Origin of the sequence: Paucisalibacillus algeriensis (assembly GCF_000577245.1) — a bacterium.
Classification (GTDB): Bacteria; Bacillota; Bacilli; order Bacillales; family Amphibacillaceae; genus Ornithinibacillus.
In genome coordinates, this window is record NZ_CBYO010000011.1 from 18,486 (window position 1) to 37,428 (window position 18,943).

An 18,943-nucleotide genomic window follows, 5' to 3' on the forward strand; every position below is an offset into this window, starting at 1 on the left:
CACGTCCTTTAATGTATTCTCTTCAATATTTGCTCTAATTCTTTTTCCTTGTTGATCAAAATATTGATGTCAATAGGATCTTCTAACGCAGCCAGGCTGTTCATTACATATTGGTGTATTTCATTTTGAATATCCTGTACGTTTTGACTAACTAATGAGTCCCATTGCTGACCATAAGAATCAGTCATCGTTATTTTTGTTTGTTCAGTAAATTGTTGTATTTCAGGTACTAGAATCTGGTACATTACGCCCTTCATTTTTTCTTTCTCATTTTTTTCAAAGAATGATTTTGTACCTCTGAAAAGTGAAAAAGCTTGTTTGAACATCCTTACATCTAAATCCTGAAGTGGCTGTAGATAATCAGGCGTTGTTAAATTTACACTTTGTAATGCTGGTAGAGTAAAATCTTTATCAACCTCATTAATTTTCTGTTTGTATACTTCCATCAGTTCTACATTCTGTTCATTAATAAATGCTTCGATTCGAAGTGAAACTGCTCGCGCCTCTTGTAATAATTCATAACCACAATAGTCTAATAAGTCCATGGTGTTTCTCTCAAGTTGCATTATAGCTTTACGCCCAGATTCGGTAACAGTTGTAGGGTTGAATTTGTCTTTAAACATGTCGTGGAAGCGGATGCTAATTCTTTCAACCACATAGTGTAACTGCTTCGAAATCTTCTGGTAGACTCGTTCATTATAAGTGCTATCATCACCAGAATCAACCGTATTAAGTAATCTGTCTTTTCTTTCCAGTAATATCTGTTTATACTTGGATTTTTCCTGTTCATTTAGGCTAGCTTTATGCTTAAATTGCTTGACTAATTGCATTGAGCGCTTTAGCTCATGGACTGCTGATTTAACTGCTAAATGAGACAGTTCATTCTCTAAAAATGCATAGAAATCTTCTTCAAATTTGTGTATTTGATCGTTAATTTGTTTCTTTTCTTGTTTTTCCTTTAAGGATTTTTTACTTGAAATAGGATATAATCTTGGATTACGAATTCCTAACTTGTTTAGTTGTTCTTTTACATAATTAACTACTAGATTTAATTCTGTATTATCCTGGGCAAGATCTGAAGCATTAATAATAAAAAACATTTTATCAAGCTGGAACGATTCTTTTACTCGACCTAATTGCATAACAAAATCTTTGTCTGCCTTTGTAATGGCATGATTAAAATACGTTACATAAAGAATCGCATCTGCATTCTTAATGTAGTCAAATGCTACATTAGTGTGTCTTGCATTAACAGAATCTGCTCCTGGGGTATCTACTAATGTTATACCTTTTTTAGTTATGGAACAGTCATAATACAAATCAATAGATTCTACAAAGCAAGCCTTTGATTCATCCGTTACATATGCTTCAAAATCTTCTAAATGGATTGTTTTACTTTTACCAATTAATTCTTTATGGTCATAATACCCTTTCAGTATGGCTTGTAAGTAGCTTTGAAACATATGACTTAATTCATCATTGTTCTGAATATCGTGTTCTTTAATCCAATTTACCAATTCACCAATATCTTCTGATGTTGGTGGTGAAAAGTGTTTAAGAATGTTTACTAAATCCTGTAGCATAGTTTTTTGGTCTTTTAGATGAATAACTACTGTACCATGTTCATAATCTTCCGTAACCGGAGTAATTCGATTAATTACAGCAGTCGTTGGATTCGGAGAGGAAGGTAAAACCCCTTCTCCAATTAATGCATTCGCAAAGGAAGATTTACCAGCACTGAATGCACCAAATAATGCAATCGTTAACTGTCGATTTGATAGTTTGCCTTTTCGAGCAGTTAATTCAGTAACTAAAGACTTAAAAGTAGGCATATCTTCTAGGACTTTTACCGTTTTATCAATGGCATGAACAACTCGTTGTACAGTTGGTAAGCCTTCTTTTTCTTCTGCTCTTTCATCAGTATTTACTTCAGTAGATGTTTCTTTTATAACTTTTACATGGGAAATTGTTTGCCCTTTTACAAATACAACTTTTTCTAATCTTTTCTGGATTGTTTTTTCCGTTTCTTTAGAGAACTCCGGTGTGTGAAGTTGGTTCTCAATTCGGTGTATTTGCTTTTGATACTTCTCCTCTATGGCTTGGTATTCCTCATTCACCTTTACGAGTTCTTTATAGGTTTGAAGTTGCTCTTTGTATTTAGTTTGCTTTTCTTCTGATTCACGTTCAATTACATCGATGATAGCTGAAAGAGTCTTACGAGCAGCTTTTCGGTATTTATTTTTAATGCTACTTGCAAGGTCATTTGTATAATTCAACACCGAATCACCGTTTACTTGCGCACCTTTTTTTATGTTATCAAGTAAATCTTCCTCGTTAATAGCAACACTTAATTGCTGTACAGTAGAATAAAGCGTTTGTTCCGTAATCGAATATGATTTTAATCGTTCAGCAAATTTTTCACGTAGCTTCCATTCAATACTTGCCTGCATACTTTCTTTGACACTATTTAAAAAGTCGTCTAATCTTTTTGTTCTTTCTTCTTCAGTCTTTTTCTTAGCACCAATAAAACCGATTTTAAAATCTTTTTGTTGCGATTCTAGAAAATTTAATGCCTTGTCACGGATGTTGGCCGGCATGAGATATGCATTTTTTAATGTGTGATCTAAGTCCTCTATATAATCGTTTTGAAAATCATTTGACATGTTTTTCAAAGTTTCAATCGAACGTTGTATGGAATCTACTATCTCCAGTAAACTTTCATCTGCTTGATCATCAAGTGGCAGATTACCGATATCTTCATCACGCTTTTCATCTAAATAACGTTTATGAGCTGTAAGTATATTTTTCACGGATAAATCTAATCGCTGAATTCTGTCGTCGGTAAATAAGCTTTTAATTTTACTTTTAATAATATGGAATTGATTATGCATAGCATCTGGAATTAATAATGATGAATAGTATATTGCTTCAGGAGATAATCCCCATTGGTCAAACGTTTGTTTGACACTATTATCAAATGATTGGAAAGTTAATTCATTTTCATTATGTTTATCAATCTGGTTAATGATGATATAGAACGGTATTTTCATAGTTTGAATGTTCTTTAGGAACTTCATATTTAATTCAGATTGGACATGGTTATAGTCCATAACATAAAATAATACATCAACTAGGTGAAGTGATGATTCTGTAATAATTCGATCTGTGTCATCTGCTGCATCAATACCAGGAGTATCAATGATGGCGCATTTTTCTGGAATAATTTGCTTACTCGAGCTAATCTCTATTTTGGTGATCGTATCTTTATCTTTTGCATATTCTTTAATCATATCTAAATCATAAGGTTCATCGTATTCAATTGGATCATCATTGCGGAAAAATAAACGTGCAACTCCCTCACCAGAAGATAACTTGACAATATTAGCACTGGTTGGAATAGGACTCTTTGGTAAGATATCACTACCTATTAAAGCGTTAATGATTGATGATTTACCTGCTGAAAAATGCCCTGTGAAACTTATAGTAAATTCATCTGATCGTTTTTTCTTATATAAATCAATTACTTTTTCTGCGTTTATGTCATCTCCATGTTCTTTCATAACATGATAGATTCCAGTTAGATTATCATCATCTAACACTGAAGTATACTGTTTGATTGCCTTCACGTGAAATAAACCCCTTTGTTTCAACATAATATCTTTATTATAGCGCATACTTAAGGCTTATTACTACCCTGTTTAAAATGGAAAGGTGTTATCTAACAGAATGATTGCATTTTTTAGAAATGGTGGGTAATAAGTTTGTGTTAAAGCCCTTTATAACAGCATAATACTAACACAGCAAAAAAAAACTTCCTAGATCTTAAGAAGTTTTTTCTTTGTTTATGATTTCCATGGTAATATGTCGGAGTAAATCTCCTCTGCTTATTACTCCTACTACTTTATCTTCTCTGTCTACAACGGGAATTTTCTTAAAGTGGTGTTTAGAAAAGATAGCTAATGCTATATCTAAATCACTTTCGGGTTTAACTGTTTTTATATCCCTTGTTTTCATTAAGTTTGAAACATTCTTCTCCAATGAATAACCTAATTTATCCGTTAATTTTTCTTGTTCATTTACCATAATTATGGCAAACATATCAAATACAGTTCTACTATTAGGTTTTAGATAACGGATAACATCACCATCACTTATCATTCCAACTAACTTATTTTCATTAGATATTACTGGTACACCGCCGATTTTGTGGTTTACTAGAATTTCAAGTAATTCCCTAATTGTTGTTCCTTCCGTTACACTAATTACATCTCGAATCATAAAGTCTTTTACTTGCATGAATTCACCAACTTATCGTATGTTTCTGTTGTTAATCTAAATAACGGTACTTGCCACTAAAAAAAATGACTGGTTCTTCTTCCATTGTCGTGTAATCTGTCACTTCCCCTATATAAACTATATGATCCCCAGCTTTTAAAGAACTGATAATGCGACAAGATAATGTTGCTAATGCTCCTTGTAATACAGGAACAGTGTCTAAGCTAATAAATTGAATCTTATCCTGGGTCTCCTCTTGTTTTGCAAATATTCTAGAGTAATCTTCTTGATTCTTCGATAAAATACTTAATCCAAATTCTTTCACTTCATCTAATTTAGCGTACATCCTTGCCTTTTCATCGATAGAAATCGCAATTAGTCTGGGGGACAGAGAAACAGACATAAACGCATTAACAGTCATGGCCATAATTTCATTGTTATATTCTATTGAAACAACAGTAATTCCGGTTGCAAATTTCCCCATTGCGTTTCGAAATTGTCGTTCTTCCATTTATTTCCCCACTTTCACCATTGTTTCCTACTTATATCATAACTCGAATATCAAAAGTTATGAAACTTAATTTAGTTAACATAATTTTATTATGGTAAACTAAATAATCGTTTTACAATAGTGTATGTACTTTATGCTAATCTGTTAGAATTCCGATTCAATCACCCTCCTTTTAAAACACATTCTTGTAGTTACTTTTATACTTACCTAATACAAAAAAGAAGTCCCAGATAGGAACAGATCCCATCTGAGACTTCTCTATTACACTGGATATACACCATGTTTTCGTTCGGTAAAGACAACATTTTTCGCATCATAAATTTGATAGCGTTTTACTAATTCTTTCCTTAAGTTGTTTGGTTCCACGATTGCATCAATTACCATTTCACTTGCTAGACGATAAATATCGATATCATCACGATATTCATCTTGTTTTTGTTTAATAAATGCCGCGCGCTCTTCTTCTGGTAATTCAGCAATTTTATTAGCATAAACAGCATTAACAGCTGCTTCTGGTCCCATAACCGCAATTTGAGCAGTCGGTAAAGCAATTACTGCGTCAGGTTCAAATGCTGGACCAGCCATTGCGTAAAGTCCAGCACCATATGCCTTTCGAACGATCACAGAGATTTTTGGAACCGTTGCTTCACTCATTGCAGCAAGCATCTTTGCTCCGTGGCGAATAATTCCAGCTCGCTCAACCTTCGTTCCAATCATAAATCCAGGAACGTCCATAAGGAATAGTAATGAGATATTAAATGCATCACATAATTGGATAAACTTCGCTGCTTTATCAGCCGAATCCGGAAAAAGCACTCCACCCTTCATTCTTGGCTGATTTGCAATAATACCGACTGATTTACCATTTATTCTTGAAAGGCCTGTTATCAATTCTGGAGCAAATTTCTTTTTGATTTCACAAAAACTATCTTCATCAATGATTCTATTAATAAAATCATACATATTGAATGGTGCGTTTTGATTTTCTGGTATGATGTCCTCAATTGACTTTTCAAATTCTTTTACTGCTTTAGCTTCATATGTTCTTGGCTTTTCCCTAAAGTTCTTAGGGAAATAAGATAAATAATTACGCGCATAACTAATTGCATCAGGCTCTGTTTTCACTAAAACATCGCCAACTCCAGAAACCGAGCAATGCATCTTAGCTCCACCCATCTCTTCAAGCGTAACCTTTTCTCCGATAACCTTTTCTGCCATTCTTGGAGATCCAAGATACATGGATGCATTTCCGTCAACCATAACAACGATATCACAGAATGCTGGAATATATGCTCCTCCTGCAGCAGATGGCCCGAACAGCAAGCAGATTTGTGGTACACGTCCAGAGAGTTTGATTTGATTATGAAAAATTCGTCCTGCCCCTCTTCTTCCAGGGAACATCTCAATTTGATCTGTGATTCTGGCACCAGCAGAATCAACCAGATATAGGATAGGTAATTCTAAAGTAAGCGCAGATTCTTGGATGCGAAGAATCTTTTCAACGGTTCTTTTACCCCAAGAACCTGCTTTCACAGTAGAATCATTTGCCATGACGCAGACATCTTGGCCATTGATTTTACCAATACCAGTTACGACACCATCTGATGGTAAAGAATCATCCATACAGTTGGCGAAAAATGCATCTTCTATGTCTATGCCTTCATCAAATAATAATTCTAAACGCTTCCGGACAAATAGTTTCCCTTTTTCTTCGTTCTTTTGGTGATATTTCTCCTGTCCGCCTTTTTCTATATGTTGTACTCTTTTTTGTAGCTCTTCTATATAAGACAATTTGCATTACCTCCTTGAAGGGTTAATTTCCTTGGTAATTTGGAGTACGTTTTTCTTTGAATGCTTTTAGACCTTCCAAACGATCGTTTGTTTTAATTGTTCCTTTATAGCATAAATGCTCAATTTCTAGACCTGTCGATAATTCAGTTTGCATCCCCTGATTAATTGCAGTTTTAGCTTGACGTAAAGCTATAGGGCCATTCTTAGCAATAGATTTTGCTACGTCAATTGCATAGCTAAGTAGCTCTTCCTTAGGAATAATCTCTTCAACTAATCCTATAGAAAGTGCATCATTCGCTGATATTGCTTTTGCAGAAAAAATTAATTGTTTAGCACGGCCAATCCCAATTAATCGTGGCAAACGCTGTGTGCCCCCAGCACCAGGAATAATTGCTAAAGATGTTTCTGTTAATCCCATTTTGGCAGTATCTGCTGCAATACGAATGTCGCAGCCTAGAGCTAGCTCTAATCCACCACCAAACGCCACACCATTTAAAGCGGCAATAACAGGTACTTTAATAGATTCAACTGCACGTACCGATTGTCCAATATACCTGACAGCATCCACTACTTGATCATCATTCATTCCGCTACGTTCTTTTAAATCTGCACCTGCACAAAAAGCTTTATCGCCGGATCCAGTAATAATTACACAATTAATTTGTTTATTACTATTTATTTCTTTTACAGTAGAATTTAAATCATCTAATAATCCCTTTGACATGGCATTAGCGGCCTCAGGTCTATTTAACGTAATTAGGGCCACATTACCATCGATTACTTTTAAATCTACTAAGGTCATAGTTTCCTCCCCGAATAATAGATTTTTTAATTATACTACGCTTGTAAAACTTAATTATAGCTACTTATTATTTCTTTTACTTAGTAACAATCTTTTGGAAACAGCCTTATACTAAGACTCAATAATAGCTATTACATCGCCTTCGTTCACAAAATCCCCTTCAGTAACTTTAATTTCTTTTACTGTTCCAGCTTCCTCCGCTACAATTGGAATTTCCATTTTCATTGATTCTAGGATAACGATATCTTGATCCTCCTCAACAGTGTCACCTACCGCTACGACAATCTTCCAAACGTTACCTGCCATCATTGCTTTTACTTCTTCCATTATTTTCTCCTCCTCGTAGGCATCTATTTTTTAATTGGGTTAAAATGTTCTTCTATAAATTTAGTTGTTGTATTTCCGGAATTAAATTCTGGATGATTTACGATTTCTAGCAGTAGAGGAACATTCGTTTTAATTCCTTCTACCCTTGTATTTGTTAATGTTTCTTTTAATAATTCGATTGCAGCTTCTCTTGAACTACCTTTAACAATTAGTTTACTAATCATCGGATCATAAAATGGTGTTACCTGATAATTACCTGTAACAGTAGACTCCAAGCGGATATTTTTCCCGCTAGGTACTTCAAAAGATGTGATATGTCCAGGTGAAGGGAAAAATGTTTTTGGATCCTCCGCGTAAATTCGAGCTTCAATGGCATGACCATTAATGGTTAGGTCTTCTTGTTTAAAAGATAATTCCTTTCCATTAGCAATATTAATTTGCTCTTCGACAATGTCAATACCCGTAATCTCTTCAGTAATCGGATGTTCTACTTGGATTCTAGTATTCATCTCAAGGAAATAAAAGTTCTCATCTTTATCGACTAGAAATTCAATGGTACCAGCATTTGTATATCCTAGTGCAAGTGCTGCATCAACTGCTGCGTTACCCATTTTGGTTCTAGTTGTTCCTGAAATAAACGGTGACGGAGCTTCTTCTATGACCTTTTGATTTCTTCTTTGAATGGAGCATTCTCGTTCAAATAAATGAACTACATTACCATGACTATCTGCTAATAATTGAATTTCAATATGTCTTGCATCATCAATTTTTTTCTCCAAAAACATTGCTCCATCACCAAAGAATGTCTCTGCTCGCTTAGCATTATTTTGAAATGCTTTCAGTAATTCATCATCACTGTTCACAACCTGCATTCCTATACCACCACCACCAGCAGAAGCTTTAAGCATAATAGGGTAACCAATCTGTTTTGCTAATTCTACCGCTTCCTCAGCTGTTGGTATCGCATCTTCTGTTCCGGGAACAATCGGTACATTAGCAAGTTTCATAGCTTTTCTTGCCTCAATTTTACTCCCCATCATATCCATAACTTTACTTGTTGGCCCAATGAAAGTAATCCCTTCCGCTTCACATTTTTCCGCAAATCGACCACTCTCACTTAAAAATCCATAGCCAGGATGAATAGCATCAACTCCCGCTTCTTTTGCAATAGAAAGGATCTTATCAACATTTAGGTAGCTTTCATTAACCCGTGCTGGGCCTAATAAATAGCTTTCATTAGCCATAAGAACAAACGGAGCACTGGCATCTGCTTCTGAATAAACAGCTACAGTTTGAATCCCTAACTTTTTGCAAGTCCTAATAACTCTTGCAGCTATTTCCCCACGATTTGCAATTAATACCTTTGAAATCATTTCTTCTCTCCTTTACTTATAGGAAATCTGGTACAGATATTAGCAACCTAATTGTCTAGCAATTACAAGTCTTTGAATCTCAGATGTACCTTCACCGATTTCTAATAACTTTGCATCACGTAAATATCGTTCTACCTCGTATTCACGCATATACCCATATCCCCCATGAATTTGGATCGCCTGGTTTGCAGCTCTGAAAGCTGTTTCAGTAGCAAACAATTTGGCATAAGCGGATTCTTTCGTAAATGGTTTATCATTATCTTTTAACCAAGCAGACTTATAAACCATATTTCTAGCTAATTCTACTTCCATCGCAATATCAGCAAGCTTGAACTGGATGGCTTGGAAATTAGAAATAGATTTACCAAATTGTTTTCTTTCTTTTGCATATTGCAGAGCTTTTTCTAATGAAGCTTGTGCAATACCTAAACCTAAAGCTGCAATTGAAATTCTCCCTCCATCTAATGTATATAAGAATTGGCTAAATCCTTTTTTCTCGTCTCCTAATAGATTTGCTTTTGGAACACGAACATTATCGAGTACAATTTCTGCAGTATCTGACCCACGTACACCCATTTTGTCATAATTGCTTGTTATAGTAACACCTTCAGCATCAGTTGGAACAATAATAGCTGAGATGATATTCTTTCCTTTTTCATTTTTACCTGTAACTGCTGTAACAATTAATGTTTTTGCAAAGCTAGCATTGGTAATAAAACATTTTTCACCATTGATAACAAAGTCTTCACCATCCAGAACAGCTGTTGTTTTCGTACCCCCAGCATCAGATCCTGCATTTGGCTCCGTTAAACCAAAAGCACCTAAAGCTTCTCCTGATGCTAATGGTGTTAAAAATTCTTTCTTTTGTTCTTCCGTACCGAAATAATAGATTGGACTTGCCCCTAAAGAAACAGCTGCTGCATAACTTAAGCCTGTACTTCCACATACACGACCTATTTCCTCTACTGCAATGGCGTAGGACAGTGTATCCCCACCAGATCCACCATATTCTTCTGGAAATGGAATTCCTAATAGGCCAAGCTCACCCATCTGTTCAAATATATCTAATGGGAATTTTGCCTCTGTATCAATCTCGATAGTCCTTGGTCTAATTACTTCCTCTGCAAAATCCCGTACCATTTTTCGTATCATTGTTTGTTCTTTGGTTAAATTAAAATCCATAAGTTTCCCCTCCTATAATTTAAGACCGACTGGTTGGTCTGTTCTTATCTTAAAAAATATAGCTTTTTATAAAGCTATTACTCTATGGTTTCATAAATATAGCGCTTTCATTTTAGTTGTTTAAAATAGAACGCATAATTAAATCTACGTAAATATTACCAATTTCATCAATAGATTTTTCTCCCGACTTTTTATACCATTTATACGTCCAGTTCACCATTCCGAGTATTGCCATACCAGTAATTTCCTCTGACAAATCCTCTCTAAAATCCCCACTTGCTTTTCCTTCGTGGATGGTATCAATAATAATATTCTTGAACTGGTCTCGCTTTTTCTTAATCAATTCTTCGTAATCTGCCTTTAAATAAACATTTTCCTGGTAAAATACTGAGATATGAGGTTTATACAAATCAAAAACTTGCACAAAGCTTTTAATGATTTCTTGTAGTTTTTTTGTTGGAGAGTCATAGGTGTTTTTTGCTATGTATGCTTTTTCAAGCACATACGTAATAAAAGTATCGTGAATTACAAATAATAGTTCGTCTTTAGATGTGAAATGATGGTAGAATCCACCTTTTGAGGTTCCCGTACTTTCAACAATTTGGTTGACGGTTACACCGTGGAAACCATGTTTTTCAAATAAGTGTAAGGATGAATGGATGATTTTATCTCTTAAATTCGTCACAAGTCCTCCTTTCTTCATTACCTATATTAGCTTATCACAATTTTCATAAAATAGTAAAGGTAATTTTAATTCAGTTTAAACTTCAATCATACCATAATTAGTCGAAGAGGACTGTCTTTTATACTGTGTAAACCCAAACCGAGCAAATCTATCACTTTTCCAGTGATCTTTTAATACAACTCGAGCTCTTGCCACACGTATCGCTTCATGTATCAGTTCATCTGAAATATTAGTCCTTAATGCTTGTTCCCTAATTAAATTTATGCCGTTAGAAGTGTCAATAGACTCGTGAAACATGGGGTCTAAATAAACGACATCAAAAGAATCTGTTTCACATTCCCGTAAATAATTTAAATGATCTTGATGGATAACATCAATTCTTCTCATCGCAGCATCAACCTCTTCATGTCCACTTGAAAATGAAGCTAAACCTGCATGTGTTAAGAAATGAAGAAGCTGATTCCCCTCGATTCCGGTTACCTTACCTGTTGGACCGACAATTAGGCTGGCAATAATACTATCAGACGCTAATCCTAGTGTACAATCAAGAAAGGACATGCCTTCCTTTAGTTTAGCTATTGAAATTAGTGGTTCCTGCCCACCCTTTCCACCATTCATAATCCGTTTAGCTCTAATCAACGCTAAATTTGGGTGATAAAACATTTCCTTCTCACTATGAAGAGGAGATATAACGATTCGATCATTTTCTACAATAACAATATCGTCCCGATACTTTTTCTTCATCGTTTGAATTGATACTCCAAGTCTTTCTTTATAAGGTAGACCATAATAAATAGAAAGTTTCTTTGCTCTTCCCACAATTTTACTAGACGACTTACCAGGTGTTGTAATTATCATAATAATATCTTCCCATCTAACTTTCTGTAATACCTCAATTTACTACTAAATTTCTTCCTGTATCAGTATTCATAATTGTTTTTGTACGAGAGACAACAATCTTATATAAAACAGCCATTTATAAAGAGCAGACTGTTTTTTATAACAGTCTGCCCTATACTTAATCTAATGATGGATCAAATGGTTTTTCATAATTTGCTTCTTTCCATACATCAATTACTTCCCCTTGTGTATCCGCATCAATTACAAATGAACCATTGCTATAACGGTCACTATTGGATAAGTCAAGTGGTAAGAAATGATGTCTTTCGCCTTTTGATGTTGAGAAGCAGATTGAATCATTTTTATAAGTCGCAAAGAATCCAACAATACGATGTGGTTTGTTTTTAAGCTCTCTCAGCATGATTAAACCACGTTTTGCTCTACTTGATTTTTCAAACTCTCTCAGTTTCATACGTTTGCAGGCTCCGCGCTGTGTAACAACAACTAAAGAAGGTTCTGAAAGGTCATCAAATACCTGACCACCAACTACAAATTCTCCTTCTTTTAATTGAATTGCTTTTACACCGGCCGCTCTCTGCCCAACTACCGGTACTTCTGATTCATGGTACCACAGCCCAAACCCCTTATTGGATGCGATAAATATGTCAGAATAGCCTTTTGTTTGGCATACACTAATTACTTCATCATCTTTTTTAAGATTTAAGGCAATAAGTGCTTTAGAATGACGTTGTGCATCGTATATCTTCATTTCACTACGTTTAACCATTCCGTTTTTCGTAAAGAAAATAAGGAAGTCGCCTTCTTTAAATTCCCGGACAGGTAACGAGTGAATGAAATACTCATCCTTATCTATTTGGACGATATTCGATACATGTTGTCCAATATCTTTCCAACGTATGTCAGGAAGTTCATGAACTGGTAAATATAGATACTTCCCTTTATTGGTAAATAGTAAAATCTTATCAGTAGTATTTGCCTCAATTAAACCAACGAGGTGGTCTTCCTCCTTGATTGCAAAGTCCTCACCATTTGAGGCTGCATAGGAACGAAGACTTGTCCGTTTAACATAGCCATCTCTCGTGACAGAGATTAATACATCCTCACTAGCTACAGTCACTTCAATATCTATTTTTAGTTCTTCGATTTTTTCTTCTATCATTGTTCTACGACGTTCAGCAAATTGTTTTTTCATTTGTTTTAAGTCGTTTTTTATGGTTTCTAAAAGTTTTTCTTCGCTAGCTAAAATAGATTCTAGCTCCATGATTTTATTGCGCAATTCTTCAGCTTCTGCCTCAAGGAGTGTAACATCGGTGTTTGTTAGACGATAAAGCTGTAACATAACAATTGCTTCAGATTGTTTTTCAGTAAATCCATATTTTTCGATAATTTGCTTCTTGGCATCTTGTTTGTCCTTTGATGCACGGATGGTAGCTACTAATTCATCTAAAATAGAAATTGCTTTAATTAAACCTTCCACAATATGAGAACGATCTTTTGCTTGTTTTAAATCAAATTTTGTTGATCTCGTTACAACTTCTTTTTGATGTCCTATATAGGCATCAAGCATTGCTGCCAAGGATAATAGCTTTGGCGTTCTATCTAAAATAGCAACCATATTGAAATGATAGGTTACCTGTAGGTCAGTATTTTTATAAAGGTAATTTAAGACACCTTCACTGTTTACATCTTTTTTGAGTTCGATTACGATGCGTAGACCAGTTCGGTCTGTTTCATCTCGGATCTCTGCAATACCTTCTACTTTACGATCAAAACGAAGTTCATCCATTTTTTTAACGAGTAACGCTTTATTGACCTCAAATGGAATTTCATCAATGACAATCTGCTCGCGATTTCCACGAAGCGGCTCAACTGTTGCCTTCCCACGAACAACAATTTTACCTTTTCCAGTCTCATAAGCTTTTTTAATTTCATCTACACCTTGAATAATACCACCAGTTGGGAAATCTGGACCTTTAATGATTTTCATTAATTCATCTGTAGTAATTTCTGGATTATCAATACGCTTTATTACACCATCAATTACTTCACCAAGATTATGTGGTGGAATATCAGTAGCGTAACCAGCAGAAATACCGGTTGTTCCATTTACTAATAGGTTTGGAAACTTTGCTGGTAATACAACTGGCTCAAAATCTGTATCATCAAAGTTTGGCATTAAATCTACCGTCTCTTTATTGAGGTCACGCAGTAGTTCAGATGATATTTTAGACAATCTTGCTTCGGTATAACGCATCGCAGCAGGTGGGTCGCCATCCATACTTCCGTTATTTCCGTGCATCTCGATTAGTACATTACGCATCTTCCAGTCCTGACTCATACGAACCATTGCTTCATAAACAGACGAATCCCCATGTGGGTGATAGTTACCAATTACATTACCAACGGTTTTAGCAGACTTACGGAAGTGTTTATCATGTGTATTCTTCTCACGGTACATTGCATAAAGGATTCTACGTTGAACTGGTTTTAGTCCGTCTCGTGCATCTGGAATAGCACGGTCTTGAATTATATATTTACTATATCTACCAAATCGATCACCTATTACTTCTTCTAATGGAAGATCGAGAAATTTTTCTGACTGTGTCAAGTCATTTCCCCCTTCTCTTTCTTTTTACAACTCTCTATATTTTAGGATTGTATTTTTTCGTTTTCTAGTATATTTGTTTCGTCATCAAGTCCAAATGCAACATTGGATTCAATCCATTTTCTTCTAGGTTCTACCTTATCACCCATTAATGTGGTAACACGTCTTTCTGCACGTGCAATATCATCAATTGTTACCCGGATTAAGGTTCTAGTCTCTGGATTCATCGTCGTATCCCATAATTGATCCGCATTCATCTCACCAAGACCTTTATAGCGCTGAATAATATACCCGTTCTTGAACTTATTAACAGCAGCACGCATTTCTTCATCATCCCATGCATAAGCAATTTGCTCTTTTTTGCCTATTCCTTTAGAAACTTTATATAAAGGAGGCAATGCAATATAAATCTTCCCTGCTTCAATTAAAGGTCTCATGTAACGATAGAAAAATGTTAATAATAAAACTTGGATATGTGCACCATCTGTATCAGCATCGGTCATGATAATAATTTTATCGTAGCTAGCATCCTCTAATGTGAATTCTGGACCGATTCCAGCCCCAATTGTATGAATGATTGTCGAAATCTCTTCATTCTTAAACACGTCTTGAAGCTTTGCCTTTTCCGTATTAATAACCTTACCTCTTAAAGGTAAGACAGCCTGGAATTTACGGTCTCTACCCTGTTTCGCAGAGCCACCTGCAGAATCTCCCTCCACTAGATAAAGTTCATTTTTATCGGGATTCTTTGATTGTGCAGGAGTTAATTTACCACTAAGAATCGTATCCTTACGTCGTTTCTTTTTACCAGTTCTTGCATCATCACGTGCTTTTCGGGCTGCTTCACGTGCCTCTTTGGCTTTAATTGCCTTTTTTACTAGCAGACCTGATACATCTGGATTTTCCTCTAAAAAGAAATTAAGCTTTTCGGAGACTACGGAGTCAACTGCCGAGCGTGCTTCTGATGTTCCGAGCTTACCCTTAGTTTGACCTTCAAATTGCAATTTTTCCTCCGGGATTCTTACGGAAACAATTGCCGTTAACCCCTCACGAATATCAGTACCTTCTAGGTTCTTGTCTTTTTCTTTGAGGGCGTTTGTTCTTCTTGCATAATCATTAAAAATTCTCGTAATGGCTGTTTTTGCTCCGGATTCATGTGTGCCACCATCCTTTGTTCGAACATGGTTTACAAAGGATAGCATATTTTCAGAAAAACCATCATTAAATTGAAATGCAAATTCAACTTCAATTTCTTGTTGTTCTCCATCAAAAGGAACCACTTCATGTAGGGTATCTTTATCCTCATTTAGATAATGAACAAATGATTTTAACCCATCAGGATATTCATATACTTCTGTTACTTCAGTGCGTTCATCTGTTAGTTCGATTCGAAGGCCTTTTAGTAGAAATGCAGCTTCTCGCAATCGTTCAGAAATGGTTTCAAAGCTAAAAACAGTTGTCGAAAAAATAGATGGATCTGGTTTAAAGTGAATCAGGCTTCCTGTTTTCCTAGTTGTCCCAATCTTTTTGATTGTTCCAATTGGTTTACCACCATTTTCAAAGCGTTGGAAAAATGATTCACCATCTCGATGCGAAGTTACTTCTAACCACTCCGAAAGTGCATTTACTACGGATGCACCTACACCATGTAGCCCTCCACTTGTTTTATAGCCGCCTTGTCCAAATTTACCACCAGCATGGAGTATTGTAAAAATTACTTCCATAGTTGATTTTCCTGAGCTATGTTTCCCACTAGGAATCCCTCTACCACTATCTTCAACAGAAATACTATTATCATTATGTATCTTTACCTTAATAACATTTCCGTAGCCAGCTAAAGCCTCATCAACCGCATTATCAACAATCTCAAATACAAGATGATGTAAACCTCGATGATCGGTACTACCGATATACATTCCAGGTCTTTTTCTCACCGCTTCAAGACCTTCTAGTACTTGGATTGAATCATCAGAATAATGTAATGGTGTCTTGTCCAATTCCGTTTTCTCCCTTCACCAATAATTCAAATTGTCATATTTTATATAGTAGAACAGGTGTTTGTTTTTGTAAAGTCTCTGTTAATTACCAAAACAGCATCCTAATTAGTATACTACAAGATATTTTGAAATGTATAGAAGTTCTATTGCGCTCCTGCATATTATCCATGGTTATCTTAATAGATTCTGCAAATTTGAAAAGGATGACAATTGCCATCCTTTTACAAAAGTAAAGAAAGTTATTTCAGAATGAAAGTTCTATAGCGCTACCTATTTTTATTTTTCAGAAGTACAGCATGAGCAACTTTTATACACAAATCCATGATCACGGTAAAATCCTTTTCTGTGAGAAATTGATAAGCTTCTTCGTTTACTATGCCTTGTTGTGCCCAGAAAACTTTGCAGTCTGTCATTGTAGCTTCTCTAGCGATCTCAGGTAAAAATTCTGGTCTTCTAAATACATTAATTATATCTATAGGTTCTTTGATATCGAGTAAAGAATGGTATGCTTTTTCACCCAATACCTCCTCAACAGTAGGATTTACTGGAATAATTCGATATCCACTATCTTGCATTATTTTTGAGATTTGGTAAGATGTTCTTTCGGGATTATCTGATAGTCCAACTACTGCAATGGTTTTTGCGGTTTCTAGCAATTCTTTTATTTGATCGTTTGATGGATTTTTCATGATAAGTTTCTCCTTTTTGATTGATACTTAGTATTAGTTTAACATGTTAACTAAAATATTATCAGTTTTATCCTTTCAGACAATCTTAGTACTTTGCCACAAAAATATTTTATAGTTTAAAGATCTTTTGTATAATTTTGAATAGGATATACCCTATTCTTAATATATTAATACCTAATCTTAATAGTTCATGATAAAATGGATGGAGTATACATAATGTTAAGTAAATAATCAATGAAAGTAGGGAATTAAATGGAATATGTTCTATTTGCTATAGTTGCTTATCTTTTGGGGTCTATACCTTCTGCCTTAATTGTTGGAAAGGTTGGCTTTAACATTGATATTCGCCAGCATGGGAGTGGTAATTTAGGTGGTACCAATACATTTCGTGTGTTAGGCGTTAAGGCTGGTATTATCGTAACGTTAGCGGATATTTTAAAAGGAACGTTAGCAACATTAATGCCAGTATTCTTCGATGTAGATGTGTATCAACTTGCAATTGGTATCTTTGCTGTGTTGGGTCATACTTATCCGATATTTGCTCGTTTTAAAGGTGGTAAGGCAGTAGCAACCTCAGGTGGAATTATCCTTGGAGTAAACCCAATCTTATTTGCTGTTATGATTGTCACGTTCTTATTATCATTAAAAATTTCTAAATACGTTTCACTTTCTTCCATGATTACTGGTGTGATTTCATTTATAGTGTCCATTTTTTTCGGGGATATTGGGTTAATGATCGTAGTTGGAGCATTAACGTTATTTGTTATATATCGTCACATTGCTAATATTAAACGGATTATTAATAAAACGGAACCAAAAATCAAATGGATGTAGAAGCGGTATAATTGAAATAAAATAAGGAGTTAGATTATACTTTGATATGAGACAAGTCTTGCAGTGAAGAAAGGGATAACAATCATGAATTCAAATCATATATCGCCAAAAAGTCTACCTACAAAGGAAGAAAGACATAAACTATTTGGCTCTGTTGAACCTGGTCCTAAAAATAAGCCTGTTGAGAAAGAAAAAATGGCAGACCTACAAAATTTACAGAAGGATTTTCTCTTTGAACTTGATGCTGTTGGAATTACAAATGTGAAACATCCTATCTTAATTCATAGCAAAGCAGAGCCGAAGGTCCAAACAAGTATTGCATCTTTTACCTTTACATCTAGTATTAAGCAATCAAGTAAAGGTACAAATATGAGTCGATTTATGGAGCAATTAGCGACTTATAGTAAGAATGGGTTTCATGTTGAATTCTCTGTTTTAAAAGAATTTACGAGAGAACTAGCGGATCGTTTAGGACAAAGCGATGCAACAGTCGAATTTACTTTCCCCTGGTTTTATGAGCGTAAGGGACCGAGTACTGGCATAACCGGATTGAACCATGCGGATTTAACAATAAAAGTATCATATGACGAAACAAAAGGTTACCAAATACGTGTTGGGATGTCCGTGCTTGTCACGACACTTTGTCCATGTTCAAAAGAAATAAGTGAATATAGCGCACATAATCAACGAGGAAATGTGACTATGGAGGTTACTCTTTCAGATAGCTTTGATGATACAGAAGACTGGAAATATGCATTATTAGAAGCAGCTGAAAGTAATGCAAGTTCTAGACTACATCCTATTCTAAAACGTCCAGATGAAAAAATGGTTACGGAAGAAGCTTATGAAAATCCACGATTCGTTGAAGATATGGCACGTTTAGTAGCAGCAGATTTATATGAATTACCGTTTGTTAAAGGCTTTTCCGTTACATGCCAGAATGAAGAGTCAATTCATATGCATGATGCAATCGCAACAATACGTTACGATATATAATAACTTTTATAAGAA

At 35.2% G+C, this 18,943-nt stretch carries 15 protein-coding genes; 2 read left to right on the top strand and 13 right to left on the bottom strand.

Going from position 1 to position 18,943, the window contains the following annotated elements:
* Positions 1-8: 8 nt before the first annotated feature.
* From TY11_RS07365 to TY11_RS07425, 13 genes are all read right to left on the bottom strand, one after another.
* Positions 9-3,626: a dynamin family protein gene (locus tag TY11_RS07365; RefSeq protein ID WP_052345775.1), complete on the bottom strand. Its 3,618-nt coding sequence runs from the start codon at positions 3,624-3,626 to the stop codon at positions 9-11.
* Positions 3,627-3,822: 196 nt separating this feature from the next.
* Positions 3,823-4,296, bottom strand: coding sequence for a CBS domain-containing protein (locus TY11_RS07370; protein WP_042144597.1), 474 nt, complete (start codon positions 4,294-4,296; stop codon positions 3,823-3,825).
* 31 nt (positions 4,297-4,327) lie between these two features.
* Positions 4,328-4,786: a flavin reductase family protein gene (locus TY11_RS07375; protein WP_042144601.1), complete on the bottom strand. Its 459-nt coding sequence runs from the start codon at positions 4,784-4,786 to the stop codon at positions 4,328-4,330.
* Between the two features lie 261 nt (positions 4,787-5,047).
* Positions 5,048-6,577, bottom strand: coding sequence for an acyl-CoA carboxylase subunit beta (locus tag TY11_RS07380; RefSeq protein ID WP_042144603.1), 1,530 nt, complete (start codon positions 6,575-6,577; stop codon positions 5,048-5,050).
* A 22-nt stretch (positions 6,578-6,599) separates the two neighbouring features.
* Positions 6,600-7,379 (bottom strand): enoyl-CoA hydratase, encoded by a 780-nt coding sequence (locus TY11_RS07385; RefSeq protein ID WP_042144606.1) that lies wholly within the window; start codon positions 7,377-7,379, stop codon positions 6,600-6,602.
* 111 nt (positions 7,380-7,490) lie between these two features.
* The gene (locus TY11_RS07390; protein ID WP_042144608.1) at positions 7,491-7,709 is read right to left on the bottom strand and encodes an acetyl-CoA carboxylase biotin carboxyl carrier protein subunit; all 219 of its coding nucleotides are present in this window, start codon (positions 7,707-7,709) and stop codon (positions 7,491-7,493) included.
* Positions 7,710-7,729: 20 nt separating this feature from the next.
* On the bottom strand, positions 7,730-9,079 hold the full coding sequence (locus tag TY11_RS07395) for an acetyl-CoA carboxylase biotin carboxylase subunit (protein WP_042144610.1): 1,350 nt from the start codon (positions 9,077-9,079) through the stop codon (positions 7,730-7,732).
* Positions 9,080-9,118: 39 nt separating this feature from the next.
* Positions 9,119-10,261: an acyl-CoA dehydrogenase family protein gene (locus TY11_RS07400; protein WP_042144612.1), complete on the bottom strand. Its 1,143-nt coding sequence runs from the start codon at positions 10,259-10,261 to the stop codon at positions 9,119-9,121.
* A gap of 112 nt (positions 10,262-10,373) precedes the next feature.
* Positions 10,374-10,946, bottom strand: coding sequence for a TetR/AcrR family transcriptional regulator (locus TY11_RS07405; RefSeq protein ID WP_197025070.1), 573 nt, complete (start codon positions 10,944-10,946; stop codon positions 10,374-10,376).
* Positions 10,947-11,021: 75 nt separating this feature from the next.
* Entirely contained in the window at positions 11,022-11,804 is a 783-nt protein-coding gene (locus tag TY11_RS07410; RefSeq protein ID WP_042144616.1) for a class I SAM-dependent methyltransferase, read from the bottom strand.
* Between the two features lie 160 nt (positions 11,805-11,964).
* Positions 11,965-14,415, bottom strand: coding sequence for a DNA topoisomerase IV subunit A (gene parC / locus TY11_RS07415; protein ID WP_042144618.1), 2,451 nt, complete (start codon positions 14,413-14,415; stop codon positions 11,965-11,967).
* A 41-nt stretch (positions 14,416-14,456) separates the two neighbouring features.
* Positions 14,457-16,409 (bottom strand): DNA topoisomerase IV subunit B, encoded by a 1,953-nt coding sequence (gene parE / locus TY11_RS07420; RefSeq protein ID WP_042144621.1) that lies wholly within the window; start codon positions 16,407-16,409, stop codon positions 14,457-14,459.
* A gap of 266 nt (positions 16,410-16,675) precedes the next feature.
* Positions 16,676-17,098, bottom strand: coding sequence for a CoA-binding protein (locus TY11_RS07425; RefSeq protein WP_042144623.1), 423 nt, complete (start codon positions 17,096-17,098; stop codon positions 16,676-16,678).
* Positions 17,099-17,350: 252 nt separating this feature from the next.
* Between TY11_RS07425 and plsY the strand changes: the two genes are divergently transcribed.
* Together plsY and folE2 are read left to right on the top strand one after the other, a co-directional pair.
* Entirely contained in the window at positions 17,351-17,932 is a 582-nt protein-coding gene (gene plsY, locus TY11_RS07430) for a glycerol-3-phosphate 1-O-acyltransferase PlsY (RefSeq protein WP_042144625.1), read from the top strand.
* Positions 17,933-18,016: 84 nt separating this feature from the next.
* Complete coding sequence (gene folE2, locus TY11_RS07435; RefSeq protein ID WP_042144628.1) at positions 18,017-18,928, top strand: GTP cyclohydrolase FolE2; 912 nt, start codon at positions 18,017-18,019, stop codon at positions 18,926-18,928.
* Positions 18,929-18,943: the final 15 nt, after the last annotated feature.